Below are 12,780 nucleotides of genomic sequence, written 5' to 3'. Positions count from 1 at the left end.
ATGTTACGGTTTTGCCGTTTCTATTTTTACACCAATATCCTCAATGCCCTTCAAACTGTCGGTTCTCATTGCCTGGACAATACCGATGGAATAACCGCCGTTTTTCGGAAATTTATAATTTACTTTATACTGAAACAGTGTTTCTTTGGTATCACCAAATCCTTTCCCCAGCCACTCGCCATTGGGTTTAGCCAAAACATAATTCAGTGTGTCTGTAGTTTTGTTTTTGGCACCAGCCTCCATGAAATTTACGATAAATCGAATGTTGCTGTAGGGATAATCATTATTGTTCCTTACAACAAATATAATATTTTTTGGAGCTTCTGCATCCGCAATTACAAAATCGAATTTCTGTTCGGCTTTTTTAGGCCAGATTCCGTTGAGGTTTTTCATATCCACCGTTTCGGAATTATCTGAACATCCTGTAAACATTAGCAAAACGGAAAAAACACCCAATATCTTATGCATTGTCATCACGTTTAGGCTGAGGTTTCTTTTTAAATTTTTTCGCCTGCTGGTTTTGTGGTTTCGCATTTTGCGGTTGAGCCTGGGACTTTGCATTCTGAGGTTTCTTCTCAGGTGTGTTTTTGCGTTGAGGAGTGCCAGCGGCCTTCTGCTCAGATTTTTGATTAGGATTATTTTTCGGACCGTTCGGTTTTTTCCTGTTTTGGTTTTTACCGGAGTTTCGATTTTTCTTCTCGAAACGGTCCATATTATTTTCCTGAATCAGATCGACTGATTTTACCGGAATATCGTGCTGGTTGCGAAGTTCTTCCAGTGGCGGTGCTTTCTCGCCTTTTTTATTTTGCGAAATAAGTTTCTTTACGTCCTGTACATCCAGATCATACCACGCCATAGACCGGTCTACATAAGCAAACCACATTCTTTTTTTGAAGACGTCGATTTTAATACAAAAGGCTTTTCCGTTCACCGTATCAATCGTTGTTGAAGACGAAGGGAAGTCGCTGAGCGCATCCAGATAACTGTCGAGCTCATAATTGAGGCAACATTTCAGTTTACCACATTGACCCGCTAATTTTTGAGGATTGATGCTTAACTGCTGATAACGTGCAGCATTCGTGTTCACCGAACGGAAATCTGTAAGCCAGGTCGAGCAGCATAATTCGCGCCCACAAGAGCCGATACCACCAACTTTTGCAGCTTCCTGACGGAACCCAATTTGTTTCATGTCGATCTTCGTACGGAAAGCAGAGGCGTATTCCTTGATCAGCTGCCGGAAATCGACACGGCTGTCTGAAGTATAGTAAAAAGTTACTTTTGCACCATCGCCCTGAAATTCTACATCGGTAATCTTCATATCAAGGTTTAAAGCGTAAGAAATCTTTCTGGCCTGAATTTTCACGGCTTCTTCTTTACCTCTGGATTCGTGCCAAACCTCAATGTCTTTTTGGTTGGACAAACGGTAGATTTTCAGTGGGTTATCTTCAGAAACATGTTTCTTTTTCATCTGAATTTTTACCAACTCACCGGTAAGGCTCACTACACCTATATCGTGACCCGGACTTGATTCTACTGTGACAACGCTTCCTATATGAAGCGGTAAATGATGTACGTTTTTATAAAAAAATTTACGGTCGTTCTTGAATCTTACTTCCACAAAATCGGTTTGGGATTTTGATGGATTGTTAACATTCGAGAGCCAATCGAAAACACTAAGTTTATAACTATTACCGCAGGTATCTACACTTCCACAGCCATTCGCAGATTTTGTTCCGCATGAATGGGACGAATCGCCGGATGTTTTACATCCACAACTCATATTGTTTTTTTTGATTAAATTCATGCAAATTTAGTATAAATTTATTTGTGCAAACCATGCCTTTGAGAATTTCATGGGAGGATTAGTATTTTTCATATAAATTCAACATCTGTTATGAATAATGCATTAATTTTAATATTATTATGCAAATCATATAATTCAAAAAAGGTGTAATTGTTATAGTTTCCATGGTAATATTTAATTTAAATAAATGCTGTAAACAAAGATCAATTCTCTGCAGAAAAGTCTGTTTTTACAGGCATTTTTAATAAAATATTGTAAAAGTAAAATTAAACAGATGTCATAAGCCCGAAGTTGTTTAAAATAATTTATGATAAATTAACATTTGTTTAAAAAATAATTTTATATTTGGAACATTAATAATGAATTTATGAAAAAAATCGTTGTAACAACAGCACTTTTAGCCGGGATTCTTGCGCAGGCGGGCGGTTTTAGAGTGGCATTACAGGGCGTGAAACAACTCGCTATGGCACATACAAGTGCCCACGCAGAAGATGCGAGTGTAGGGTTTTTCAACCCCGCAGGTATTTCCTTTATTCCCAACAAGCTGAGTGTTGCTGCGGGAGGATTTGGAATTAACGCAGACATTTCTTATCAAAATCCCTCTACTCTTGAATCTTACACTACCGAAAATCCTATGGGGACACCAATTTATGCGGCAGTGGCTTATAAGATTGTAGATGAGGTTTCGGTTGGTTTCAGCTTTGCGACACCTTTCGGAAGTACGGTTGAATGGCCGAGCGATTGGGCAGGACGCGAAATTGTGCAGAAAATTGAACTGAAAGCATTTTATTTTCAGCCAATGGTATCTTTCAAACTCGCACCATGGGTTTCTTTAGGGGGTAGTTTTATCTATGCAAAAGGATCCGTGGATTGGACTAAAACCGTTTCACAGTTGGGAGGAACTTTAAACATTAAAGATGATCAGGCCACAGGAAAAGGATTTGGCTTAGGTTTCTATTTTAAACCAAGCGAAAAACTGGATGTGAGTATTGCCTACCGATCACCTGTTGATATGAAAGCAGATGAAGGTGTTGCTAGTTTTAATGTGTCGTCGAGCCTTTACCCTCTGTTGGGATTAGATGCCAACGGACAGGATAAATTTAAAGCTATTTTACCCCTGGTTGATGAGTACACGCTTGGGGTTACCTATAAAATTACTCCGAAATGGCAGATTTCAGGGGATTTCAACTACAGTGGTTGGGATAGATACCAACAGCTAACATTAGACTTCGAGAATGCACCGGTGGGGAATCAGCCTGATGATCCAACAAAATTGGTATCGCCTAAAAATTTCCACAGCACACAAAGCTGGAGAGTGGGAACACAATATATGGTTACCGATAATTTTGCTGCAAGATTAGGTTATTATTATGATGAGTCTCCTTACAGCGATGAAAACTTCATCCCGGAAACACCATCTTTCAATGCCAATGTTATTACAGGAGGTATTGGCTACAAATGGAAAGGTTTGGGCATCGATTTATCCGGAGCATACAACTTCCAAACTCCAAGGACTGTAAACAACAGTTATCTGGATTTCTACGGACAGGCAAAAGCTAAAGCTTATTACTTTGGTTTAGGTTTATCTTATAACGCATTTTAAGTATTATTTTAATTATGAAAAGAATATTAATTTCAACAATAGCAGTCTCAGCATTATTATTTAATATCAGCTGCGACACAGATTTTGATCAGGACGTAAGCAGTATTGTGGTTTCTAAAGGAGATGCAGACTTTACCAAATATGTAGCTTTAGGGAACTCCCTTACATCCGGTTACCGTGACAATGCGTTATACATTGACGGGCAAAACGAATCTTACCCTTCCATGATCGCACAACAGATGCAGCTTGCGGGTGGAGGAGCGTTTAAGCAGCCTATGATGCCAAATAACACTGGTGGTTTTACTAATCTACCAGGTTTTGCAGGCAAACTGAATCTTCAGGTGGTAAATGGAGCGTTGTCGCCAGTGCCATCAGCGCCAGCGGCAGCTTTGGATAATGTTACTCCTGGAGGACCGTATCAAAACCTTGGGGTTCCTGGTGCGAAATCCTTTCACTTAGGAGCCGCAGGTTATGGTAACATGGCAGGATTGGCTACGGGACAGGCAAACCCTTATTATGTAAGATTTGCTACAAGCGGAACTTCTTCAGTAATTGGCGATGCAGTAGCTCAGGCACCTACATTTTTCTCTCTCTGGATCGGAAATAACGATGTGCTTTCTTATGCAACCAGTGGAGGCACGGGTGTAGACCAGACAGGGAATACAAACCCAGCGACTTACGGTTCCAATGATATTACAGATCCAAATGTTTTTGCTTCAGTAATCAGCGGATATGTAAATGCGCTTACCGCGAACGGTGCGAAAGGAGTAATGGCAAATATTCCTAATGTAACATCCATTCCATTTTTTACAAGAGTTCCTTACAATCCGCTGACTCCGGCTTTACTAGGATCAAATATTACTGCACTTAACAGCGGATTATATGGTCCATTAAAACAGGCACTTACTGCGTTCGGAGCTGGGGACCGTATCAATTTGCTTTCAGCTACCTCTGCAAACCCACTTTTAATTGTAGATAATTCTTTAACCAATCTTTCTGCACAACTAACTTTAGCACTTACTCCTTCTTTGGGGGTTCAAACTGCAACAGCTTTTGGCCAGATTTACGGGCAGGCAAGACAGGCTACTTCTGAAGATTTGGTGCTTTTGTCTACAAGTTCAGTAATCGGAACTCCGGTTGCCGGTGCGCCAGCAAGTATTAATTTAAATGGAATTTCTTATCCATTGGCTAATCAGTATATCCTGACAAATACAGAAAAAAATAAAGTTTTAACTGCAACAGCTGCGTATAATGCTTCTCTGAAAGCGATCGCTACTTCTAAAGGTTTAGCTTTCGTAGATGCCAATGCTAAAATGATAGAGTTATCCAAGGCATCAGGAATCCAGTTTGATGGAGTGAAATATACAGCAACTTTCGTTACGGGAGGAACGTTCTCTCTGGATGGGGTACACCTTACAGGAAGAGGGTATGCATTAATTGCCAATGAATTTATCAAGGCGATAAACACGACTTATAAGTCTACATTGCCGATGGTGAATGTAAACAGCTATTCAGGAGTTAAATTCCCATGATCGCTAAAATAAAATAATCGAACTTTAAAACCACTTGAACTGTTTCAGGTGGTTTTATTTTTTTAAATTTGCACCATCTAAAAAAGTAAAAATGGCTGATCAGGCAAGTTATCTGTTTTCTACAAGAACCAGCAAGGTTTTGGCAGGAAAAATCGCTCAACATTATGGGCAGGATTTAGGAAAAATTAAGTTTCAGGACTTTAGCGACGGAGAGTTTGAGCCGGTTTTGGATCAATCCGTAAGAGGTGGACGGGTATTTTTAATAGGTTCAACATTTCCGCCGGCAGACAATCTTCTAGAACTTTTATTAATGATTGATGCTGCGAAAAGAGCTTCTGCGAAAAGCATTACTGTGGTTCTTCCGTATTACGGTCTGGCGAGACAGGACCGAAAAGACCAGCCCAGAGCACCCATCGGGGCGAAATTAGTGGCAAACCTTCTTACGGCAGCCGGTGCCACCAGAATAATGACCATGGATCTTCACGCAGATCAGATTCAGGGGTTTTTCGAAATTCCTGTGGATCATTTGTACGCATCCACTATTTTCATCGATTATATACAGAAACTGAATTTAGACAATCTAACCATCGCTTCACCGGATATGGGTGGCGCAAAAAGAGCCAAAAATTACGCAAGTCACTTAGGTGCCGAAGTAGTAATTGCTTACAAGGAAAGAAAAAAAGCAAACGTAATCGAAGAGATGTTCCTTATCGGTGATGTAGTAGGAAAGAACGTAATCCTTATTGATGATATGATCGACACCGCCGGAACACTTTGCAAAGCAGCAGATATCCTTATAGAAAAAGGAGCAAAAAGTGTTCGTGCCATGGCAACCCACGCTGTTCTTTCAGGAAAAGCTTACAAAAATATCGAAAATTCCAAGATTTCTGAAGTGATCGTAACCGATACAATCCCTGTAAAAGCTGAACTTTCATCAAAAATTAAAGTGCTTTCTTGTGCCGAATTGTTTGCAGATGTCATGAAAATGGTTCACGAGCATAAATCGATTAGCGATAAATTTATTATTTAAAAAATAATTACATATCTTTGCACCCTTAAAATTTTTTAATACATTATAATGAAATCAATTACAATTCAAGGTACAAAAAGAGAAAGCGTGGGCAAAAAGTCTACTAAAGCTTTACGTGATGCTGAATTAGTTCCTTGTGTTGTTTACGGAGGAGCCGAAACTTTAAATTTTTCTGCAGAAGAAAGAGCTTTTAAAGGTTTGGTATATACTCCTGAAGCACACACGGTATCTATTGAGGTTGACGGACAAACAATTCCTGCCGTACTTCAGGACATCCAGTTTCACCCAATCACCGACAAAATCCTTCACGCAGATTTCTATCAGTTAGCTGATGACAAACCTGTAGTGATGGAAGTTCCTGTAAGAATTACAGGTCGTGCAAAAGGTGTTGTTTCCGGGGGTGCAATGAGACAAACTTACAGAAAGCTTAAATTAAAAGCATTACCAGCAAACTTACCAGACGAAATCGTAGTAGATGTTACTCCGCTTAAAATTGGTAACAAACTGTATGTAGGTGATATCAAGACCAACAATTTCACATTCATGCATCCTGACAACGCAGTAGTAGTAGCTGTGAAGATGTCTAGAACGGCAATGAAAGGTGGAGCAGCAGTTGAAGACGATGAAGAAGAAACTGCAGCAGAAGGAGAAGCTCCGGCAGCAGAAGCTACAAGTGCAGAATAATATTCTCTCGAAATATAACAGAAATCCCGTCATTAATGGCGGGATTTTTTTGTATGAAAAAAGCCCTGCCAATGGGCAGGACTTCCTTCTTTCACTTTTACCTTTACATTTTTTACATGGGTTCCGGTTTTTTCGCGGCTGGTTTTTCAGTGGTTTCTTCCTGTTTTAGTTCTGCGGCAGTTTCGGTTTTTACTGCGGCCTGTTCTGTAGCTTTCATTTCTGTGGGTTCTGCAGGAAGCACGGCTGCGGCGGCCTCAGCATTCACTACTGTTTGCACCTCAGTTTTTACTGCTTTCTCTCCTTTCAGTTTTTTTGCTTTTTCTGTACTCTGCGCGTTGGCAAAACTCACACCTGCAGCAAGTAAAACTACTGCGAATAACGACTTTCTCATAATAATTCAATTTTTTAATTATTGGTGTGTTAATAACGCAGGTTCGGAAAGGGAATTATTCAAGATTCTTAAATTTAACACAATTTATTAAAGTTTGTGATTTGTTTAGAAGCTGAATTATTTTTCCAGATTTTTCCTCAAAAGTTCTACAAATTCGAATGCAGCCGGGCATATCGCTGTATTTTTGATGGTAAGATGATTAATCTGATAAATTTTTTTCCGGTCGGTGTGGGGAAATTCACGACAGGCTTTAGGACGCACTTCATAAATCGAGCAGGTATTGTCTGCATTCAGAAACCAACAGGGAAGATTTTGAAGGACTTTATCATTGTCTTCGTCGGTTCTCAGGAATTTGGCTTCGAAATCGGCCTGTTTCATGCGCAGATGTTTAGAAATTCTCTCAATATCCTTCTCGGTGAAAAGCGGTCCTGTGGTTTTGCAGCAGTTCGCACACTGCAGACAGTCGATTTTACTGAAAACTTCGTCGTGGGTTTCCTGAACTTTGTAATCGAGGTTTTTAGGCGGTTTTTTCTTAAGCTGATCCAGAAATTTTTTGTGATCTTTCTGTTTTAGAGCGGCCTGATTTTTATAGAATTCCAGATTCATGGTGCAAAAATAACTGATATTTTCAAAATCAAGGCTTTCTGCTGCGACTTATCTGCGGCCGCGATAGCAGCGGTTACCCCACAGCGAAGCGGCGGAACGCAGTGGAGCTGCTGAGCGAGGAGTAGGAGCGGATAGCGCGAATTGTCCGCCCGCAAAATAACAATTAACGACTGTGGTCATAAACCAATCGTTTTAAAAATCTTAATTTTGCAACATGAAATTATTAGAATCCAGAGAAGATATAGAGTTTTTGGTAAATTCCTTTTATAAAAAGGTCGCAAAAGACAAAACGATCGGGTTTTTCTTCACTGATGTTGCGAAGGTAAACTGGGATCACCATTTGCCTAAAATGTATTCGTTTTGGGAGTCTTTACTGTTCGGACAGGCTTCGTATAAAGGAAATCCTATGGCGATGCATTTTCCGGTAAATGAAAAAGTGGCGATAGAAAAACCTCATTTTGCTCACTGGATAAAGTTATGGACTGAAACCGTGGAAGAAAATTTTGAAGGCGAAACCGCCGAAGCTGCGATTTACAAAGCCTCCAACATTGCCAATCTCATGGCATATAAAATGGAAATCGCCAGGAAATTGAAGTAAAAAGAATAAAAAAAGAGAATTTTCTAAGTCTGAAAATTCTCTTTTAATTTTTAAGGTACGATTACAGTGAAGATATAGGCCGCCAAATTCACGATGAGTACGGCGCCGTACATAATGTTCGTTTTTCCACGACTTAAAGAAAGCATCACTATAAATACCGAAAGTGCAAGCAGAATAATCGATTTCATATCCAAACCAAGGACAAACGGAATATCAAACCAGATACAAACCATAGAAACTGCCGGAATGGTAAGCCCTACACTCGCCAACGCAGAGCCAAGTCCAAGATTGATAGAAGTCTGGATTTGATTGTTCTTTGCTGCACGTATCGCCGCAAAACCTTCGGGAAGCAATACCACTGTTGCAATTATTACCCCCACCAAAGCTCTTGGAGATCCAATATTTTCCACAAAATCTTCGATCACCGGCGAAAGTCCTTTTGCCATGAAGATTACAACGGCCAGACTTACAATCAAAAGCGCGAGACTTAGAAAAGTTTTGGGTAAGCTCGGCGGATCAGCTTCATGGGTTGTATGGTCTTCTTCTTCAATCACAAAGAAATTCCGGTGACGTACCGTTTGCACCCTGAGAAACGTGCCATAAATTACTAAACACGCAAGGGAAACAAAAATTAACTGTGCCTCAGTATAAAATGGACCCCGCACACTCGAGGTATAGTTAGGTAATATTAGCGTAAGCACCAGAATCGCAACAAGACTTACAAGATATGTAGTGCCGGAACTGCGCATGAAAAACTGTTCTTTGTATTTAGCTGCACCAATCCATATACAAGCTCCCAAAATACCATTCAGAATAAGCATTACCGCGGCAAAAACAGTATCACGGGCATAGGTTATTGCGCCCTCCCCGCCCGAAAGCATAAAAGAGATAATAAGCCCAACCTCCAGAATTGTGATACAGATTGCCAGAATAATGGTACCGTAAGGTTCTCCCACTTTATGTGCGATAACTTCTGCATGATGTACTGCGGCCAGTACGCTGCCGAAAAGCAGTAAACCTCCGAGAATATTAGAAATAACACTGTCTACTAAAAATCCGCCCAAATAAAAAAGACCGGAGATGACAGGGACCAGAACAGTCCAGTGAAGAAAGTTTTTTAATTTCATAAAAAATTTTCGACAAAATACAAAAAAACTATCAAAAACAGAATAATTATTTAAAAAACCAATCAGAAATTAAAATTTAATCGCCAGAAATAATAATCCTGAAAGTCTGTGAACATATGAAAAAGTAAGCCTACAGCGGCTATTTTGTAATTTCCTTTGAGAAAAACAGTACCTAAAAAATAAACAGCGATTGCAGGATAAGTGTGAAGCGGATGAAAACCTATACTTGCACGGTTTGGATCAAAAATCGGATCAGCAAAGACATGATCAATATCCACCGCCATGGTCGCCAACATGATAAAGTAGGCTTTTCTCCAATTGGATTTAAAAAAAACTCTCGCAATTACAACAGGGAAAATAAAGTGCAGAAAATAATGAAAGATTTCGCGCAGATAAAATAATTCTGTCATTCGTAGTAGTTTTTAAATTCTGCCTTTTAAAAAATCCTGTCTTAAGTCTTCATCAAACTTTTCGATGGCGTAACGCAGTGTTGTGCGCGGCATATTTTGGTAATTTTTAACAAGAAAATGCTGAAGTTCGGCTACATTTTTATTACCCATTTCCCGTAGAAGCCAACCGTTAGCTTTGTGCATTAAATCATGCGGATGTTGCAGATTATACAGTGCTAGTTCCTTAAGCAACGAAAATTCTCCGCGTTTTACATGAAACATTGTCGCTACAATGGCCATCCTTTTGCTCCACATATTTTCTTCCCGAGAAAGTGTTCTTAACAGGTCATCATCCTTTGTTTCGTATGTATGTCTGCCAAGTATTTTATAAGCAGAATTATCGACCAAATCCCAATTGTTGATAAATTTTTTATGTTTCAGATAAAAGTTGACAATTTCTTTTTTCTCCTTTTCAGTATTTGCTTTTTCGAATTTATTCACCAGCATGAGCAAAGCGCAGTGACGGTGTTCATGGATTGTTGAAGATAAAAGTTCAGCAATTTCCTCTAATGAAATACGGTTCCAGTATTCTTTAACAACTTTTCGCTGATCGGGAACGATAACGCCAAGAAATTCGTCGCCTTCAGCATATTCGCCTTTTCCGGCTTTGAAAAACCGTGGAAAAAAAGCGGCCTTTTCGGGCATAGCTAAATCCTGAAGTGCAGCTTTTATTTCCTGAACTGTATTCATTATTTAAACATGTCTTTATGATGCACGGTTTTTATGAAATATAAGTCAAGACCGTTTTTAAAAATGTCTAACCATGATCCGTCTTCGAGTTGTTTAGTTTTAAAACTTATTCCCTTGGCAAGAACTTTCGAAAACTGCTCTAATGCAAGAAATTTGTCATGGAAACTTGTAACCACAATTGGCGTTTCTTCTAAAAGACCTGTTCCGCTTTTGCCGATAGTTTCTACCAACAATTGATACTGTAGCAAATGGAAATCCCTTTTTTCATGATCGCCGGAGTACCCGTACAGGAGTGCCAAGTCATTAAGTAATGTTTTGTTGAGCGGATTAAGTTGATAAAGAGATAAAGCTTTAGTTAAAACTTCACCCGAAAGCTTTTTTGAAAGTTTTCTTCCTGCAAATTTTGAGACTTCACTCAGTTTTTTATTAAAATCACCTCTGTCGAAACCGTAATCCACATAATTATTCCCATAATAAATATAGTTCAACTCTTCATCTGAAAGGGTTGACGGATTTGTTCTAAACGTTTCGAGATTTTGGTAATAAAATTTCTGAGGGTTTTCGGTAACGTTTTTTTTAATTTCGTCGATATTTACCTGGCCGAAAACAACAGAAACACAGAAAATCATTAAAACACCATACAATTCTTTCATTCTAAAGCCTTGATTTAAGTTGTTTCTTCCTCAAAATATTCGAAAAGGAAATCGTTGTAGGGGAATCTGGAAATATGAATTTTAAGCACTTCATCGTAGATCAACTTCTTCATCTGCTCAAAATTCTGCTTGGTTAATGCTGAGATAAATACAGTGGGATATTTTGATTTCGACATCCAGGTTTTTTCCCATTCTTCCAGCGAAATATTTTTGCGGGATTCCGGTGTCAGGTCATCTTCTTCCTTTTTCTCGTAGCTGAAATCATCAATTTTATTGAAAATCATGATCATCGGTTTCTGATGGGCGTTTATTTCCATCAGAATCTGGTTCACGGATGCAATATGGTCTTCAAAACTTTCATGAGAAATATCCACCACATGAATCAGCAGATCGGCTTCCCGAACCTCGTCCAACGTCGATTTAAAACTTTCGACAAGTTGGGTAGGAAGCTTTCTGATAAAACCTACCGTATCGGTGAGCAGAAACGGTAAATTTCCGATAACAACTTTTCTTACTGTGGTATCCAGCGTCGCAAATAGTTTATTTTCAGCAAACACATCAGATTTTGCGAGTGCGTTCATTAAAGTAGATTTGCCCACGTTGGTATAACCTACCAAGGCTGCACGCACTACTTTTCCGCGGTTGGTGCGCTGGGTAGCCATTTGGCGGTCGATGGTTTTCAGTTTTTCTTTGAGCAATGAGATTCTATCGCGGATAATCCTTCTGTCGGTCTCGATTTCTGTTTCCCCAGGACCTCTCATCCCGATTCCTCCTTTTTGTCTTTCAAGGTGAGTCCACATTCTTGTAAGTCTTGGGAGAAGATACTGATACTGAGCTAATTCTACCTGAGTTCTTGCATAAGAAGTTTGTGCACGTTGGGCAAAAATATCTAAAATAAGGTTGGTTCTGTCCAGGATTTTAACTTCGATTTCACGTTCGAGGTTCTTGAGTTGCGAAGGCGAAAGTTCGTCATCAAAAATTACGGTTCCGATTTCATTTTCTTTTACAAAATCGCGTACTTCCTGGGCTTTTCCGCTTCCGATAAAGGTTTTAGGATCGGGTTGGGTAAGTTTTTGGGTAAAGCGTTTTACTACGGTGGCGCCCGCGGTTAAAGCAAGAAACTCCAACTCATCCATATATTCTGTAAGTTTATCTTCGTCCTGATTCTGAGTGATTAAGCCTACTAAAACGGCTTTTTCGTATAAATGTTCTTTATTGTCGAGCATAATTAGTTTTTTGTGATGAGTACAAAATTAGTTTTTTTCTTCGGTATAAATGATTTTTAGCACAATCAACACGCTTGTGGCGACAATAGAAATGCTGTTTGTGATGATCATGGAAATGTGTTCTCTCATCACGCCGTACCACAGCCATAGCCCGGAACTTATAATTCCGATGATACACGTGAGTAATGCAATTTCTTCTGCAGATTTTTCTTTTAAAATCTTTACAATTTGTGGGATAAAAAGTGCGGATGACAGTCCGCCGGCGATAAAACCTATAATTTCGGGATTAATATTCATTTATAATTTTTTGGTGGAAGAGTGATTGTGGGTTTTAACTCAGTAATATTCCATTTTTATGCCGCGATTTTTATATTTTTGAATAATATA

General features: G+C 39.3%; 15 protein-coding genes. 5 read left to right on the top strand and 10 right to left on the bottom strand.

Annotated features, from left to right (window positions below; translation table 11 throughout):
* Positions 1 to 3 precede the first annotated feature (3 nt).
* Positions 4 to 468, bottom strand: coding sequence for a gliding motility lipoprotein GldH (locus OK344_RS05435; protein WP_265143824.1), 465 nt, complete (start codon positions 466 to 468; stop codon positions 4 to 6).
* Positions 461 to 1,780, bottom strand: a complete 1,320-nt coding sequence (locus OK344_RS05430; protein ID WP_265144107.1) for a PSP1 domain-containing protein — start codon at positions 1,778 to 1,780, stop codon at positions 461 to 463. Before OK344_RS05430 ends, OK344_RS05435 begins: the two co-directional genes overlap by 8 nt.
* A gap of 391 nt (positions 1,781 to 2,171) precedes the next feature.
* Here OK344_RS05430 and OK344_RS05425 point away from each other — a divergent pair, with 391 nt between their 5' ends.
* The 4 genes from OK344_RS05425 (at position 2,172) to OK344_RS05410 (ending at position 6,653) form a co-directional block, all read left to right on the top strand.
* Positions 2,172 to 3,407, top strand: coding sequence for an OmpP1/FadL family transporter (locus tag OK344_RS05425; RefSeq protein WP_265143823.1), 1,236 nt, complete (start codon positions 2,172 to 2,174; stop codon positions 3,405 to 3,407).
* Between the two features lie 14 nt (positions 3,408 to 3,421).
* Positions 3,422 to 4,939 carry an SGNH/GDSL hydrolase family protein gene (locus OK344_RS05420; RefSeq protein ID WP_265143822.1) on the top strand — a complete coding sequence of 506 codons (1,518 nt, stop codon included), beginning with the start codon at positions 3,422 to 3,424 and terminating at the stop codon, positions 4,937 to 4,939.
* Positions 4,940 to 5,030: 91 nt separating this feature from the next.
* A complete protein-coding gene (locus OK344_RS05415; protein WP_265143821.1) occupies positions 5,031 to 5,969 on the top strand; it encodes a ribose-phosphate pyrophosphokinase in 939 nt (312 codons plus the stop codon).
* Positions 5,970 to 6,017: 48 nt separating this feature from the next.
* On the top strand, positions 6,018 to 6,653 hold the full coding sequence (locus tag OK344_RS05410) for a 50S ribosomal protein L25/general stress protein Ctc (protein WP_265143820.1): 636 nt from the start codon (positions 6,018 to 6,020) through the stop codon (positions 6,651 to 6,653).
* A 112-nt stretch (positions 6,654 to 6,765) separates the two neighbouring features.
* Here the strand turns inward: OK344_RS05410 and OK344_RS05405 are convergent, their stop codons facing one another.
* The gene (locus OK344_RS05405) at positions 6,766 to 7,044 is read right to left on the bottom strand and encodes a hypothetical protein (RefSeq protein ID WP_265143819.1); all 279 of its coding nucleotides are present in this window, start codon (positions 7,042 to 7,044) and stop codon (positions 6,766 to 6,768) included.
* A 117-nt stretch (positions 7,045 to 7,161) separates the two neighbouring features.
* On the bottom strand, positions 7,162 to 7,650 hold the full coding sequence (locus OK344_RS05400) for a YkgJ family cysteine cluster protein (protein ID WP_265143818.1): 489 nt from the start codon (positions 7,648 to 7,650) through the stop codon (positions 7,162 to 7,164).
* Between the two features lie 214 nt (positions 7,651 to 7,864).
* Here OK344_RS05400 and OK344_RS05395 point away from each other — a divergent pair, with 214 nt between their 5' ends.
* Entirely contained in the window at positions 7,865 to 8,248 is a 384-nt protein-coding gene (locus OK344_RS05395; protein ID WP_265143817.1) for a group III truncated hemoglobin, read from the top strand.
* A gap of 50 nt (positions 8,249 to 8,298) precedes the next feature.
* Here the strand turns inward: OK344_RS05395 and OK344_RS05390 are convergent, their stop codons facing one another.
* The 6 genes from OK344_RS05390 to OK344_RS05365 all read right to left on the bottom strand — a co-directional run bounded on the left by OK344_RS05390 (position 8,299) and on the right by OK344_RS05365 (position 12,690).
* Entirely contained in the window at positions 8,299 to 9,375 is a 1,077-nt protein-coding gene (locus tag OK344_RS05390; protein WP_265143816.1) for a calcium:cation antiporter, read from the bottom strand.
* Between the two features lie 62 nt (positions 9,376 to 9,437).
* Entirely contained in the window at positions 9,438 to 9,785 is a 348-nt protein-coding gene (locus OK344_RS05385; RefSeq protein WP_265143815.1) for a DUF6122 family protein, read from the bottom strand.
* 12 nt (positions 9,786 to 9,797) lie between these two features.
* Positions 9,798 to 10,514, bottom strand: a complete 717-nt coding sequence (locus OK344_RS05380; protein WP_265143814.1) for a DNA alkylation repair protein — start codon at positions 10,512 to 10,514, stop codon at positions 9,798 to 9,800.
* Entirely contained in the window at positions 10,514 to 11,167 is a 654-nt protein-coding gene (locus OK344_RS05375; protein ID WP_265143813.1) for a DUF4919 domain-containing protein, read from the bottom strand. The genes OK344_RS05380 and OK344_RS05375 overlap by 1 nt, the downstream gene beginning before the upstream one ends.
* Positions 11,168 to 11,181: 14 nt before the next feature.
* Entirely contained in the window at positions 11,182 to 12,393 is a 1,212-nt protein-coding gene (gene hflX, locus OK344_RS05370) for a GTPase HflX (protein ID WP_265143812.1), read from the bottom strand.
* Positions 12,394 to 12,420: 27 nt separating this feature from the next.
* Complete coding sequence (locus tag OK344_RS05365; RefSeq protein ID WP_265143811.1) at positions 12,421 to 12,690, bottom strand: SemiSWEET family sugar transporter; 270 nt, start codon at positions 12,688 to 12,690, stop codon at positions 12,421 to 12,423.
* Positions 12,691 to 12,780 lie beyond the last annotated feature (90 nt).

This window comes from Kaistella yananensis (genome assembly GCF_026107505.2).
Lineage (GTDB): Bacteria > Bacteroidota > Bacteroidia > Flavobacteriales > Weeksellaceae > Kaistella > Kaistella yananensis.
This window is presented reverse-complemented; position numbering and strand designations above follow the sequence as displayed.

What these genes read in the sequence shown, in the direction of transcription:
- OK344_RS05435 (WP_265143824.1), bottom strand. Translation starts at nt 468, where the DNA reads ATGCATAAGATATTGGGTGTTTTTTCCGTTTTGCTAATGTTTACAGGA.
- OK344_RS05430 (WP_265144107.1), bottom strand. Translation starts at nt 1,780, where the DNA reads ATGAGTTGTGGATGTAAAACATCCGGCGATTCGTCCCATTCATGCGGA.
- OK344_RS05425 (WP_265143823.1), top strand. Translation starts at nt 2,172, where the DNA reads ATGAAAAAAATCGTTGTAACAACAGCACTTTTAGCCGGGATTCTTGCG.
- OK344_RS05420 (WP_265143822.1), top strand. Translation starts at nt 3,422, where the DNA reads ATGAAAAGAATATTAATTTCAACAATAGCAGTCTCAGCATTATTATTT.
- OK344_RS05415 (WP_265143821.1), top strand. Translation starts at nt 5,031, where the DNA reads ATGGCTGATCAGGCAAGTTATCTGTTTTCTACAAGAACCAGCAAGGTT.
- OK344_RS05410 (WP_265143820.1), top strand. Translation starts at nt 6,018, where the DNA reads ATGAAATCAATTACAATTCAAGGTACAAAAAGAGAAAGCGTGGGCAAA.
- OK344_RS05405 (WP_265143819.1), bottom strand. Translation starts at nt 7,044, where the DNA reads ATGAGAAAGTCGTTATTCGCAGTAGTTTTACTTGCTGCAGGTGTGAGT.
- OK344_RS05400 (WP_265143818.1), bottom strand. Translation starts at nt 7,650, where the DNA reads ATGAATCTGGAATTCTATAAAAATCAGGCCGCTCTAAAACAGAAAGAT.
- OK344_RS05395 (WP_265143817.1), top strand. Translation starts at nt 7,865, where the DNA reads ATGAAATTATTAGAATCCAGAGAAGATATAGAGTTTTTGGTAAATTCC.
- OK344_RS05390 (WP_265143816.1), bottom strand. Translation starts at nt 9,375, where the DNA reads ATGAAATTAAAAAACTTTCTTCACTGGACTGTTCTGGTCCCTGTCATC.
- OK344_RS05385 (WP_265143815.1), bottom strand. Translation starts at nt 9,785, where the DNA reads ATGACAGAATTATTTTATCTGCGCGAAATCTTTCATTATTTTCTGCAC.
- OK344_RS05380 (WP_265143814.1), bottom strand. Translation starts at nt 10,514, where the DNA reads ATGAATACAGTTCAGGAAATAAAAGCTGCACTTCAGGATTTAGCTATG.
- OK344_RS05375 (WP_265143813.1), bottom strand. Translation starts at nt 11,167, where the DNA reads ATGAAAGAATTGTATGGTGTTTTAATGATTTTCTGTGTTTCTGTTGTT.
- hflX (WP_265143812.1), bottom strand. Translation starts at nt 12,393, where the DNA reads ATGCTCGACAATAAAGAACATTTATACGAAAAAGCCGTTTTAGTAGGC.
- OK344_RS05365 (WP_265143811.1), bottom strand. Translation starts at nt 12,690, where the DNA reads ATGAATATTAATCCCGAAATTATAGGTTTTATCGCCGGCGGACTGTCA.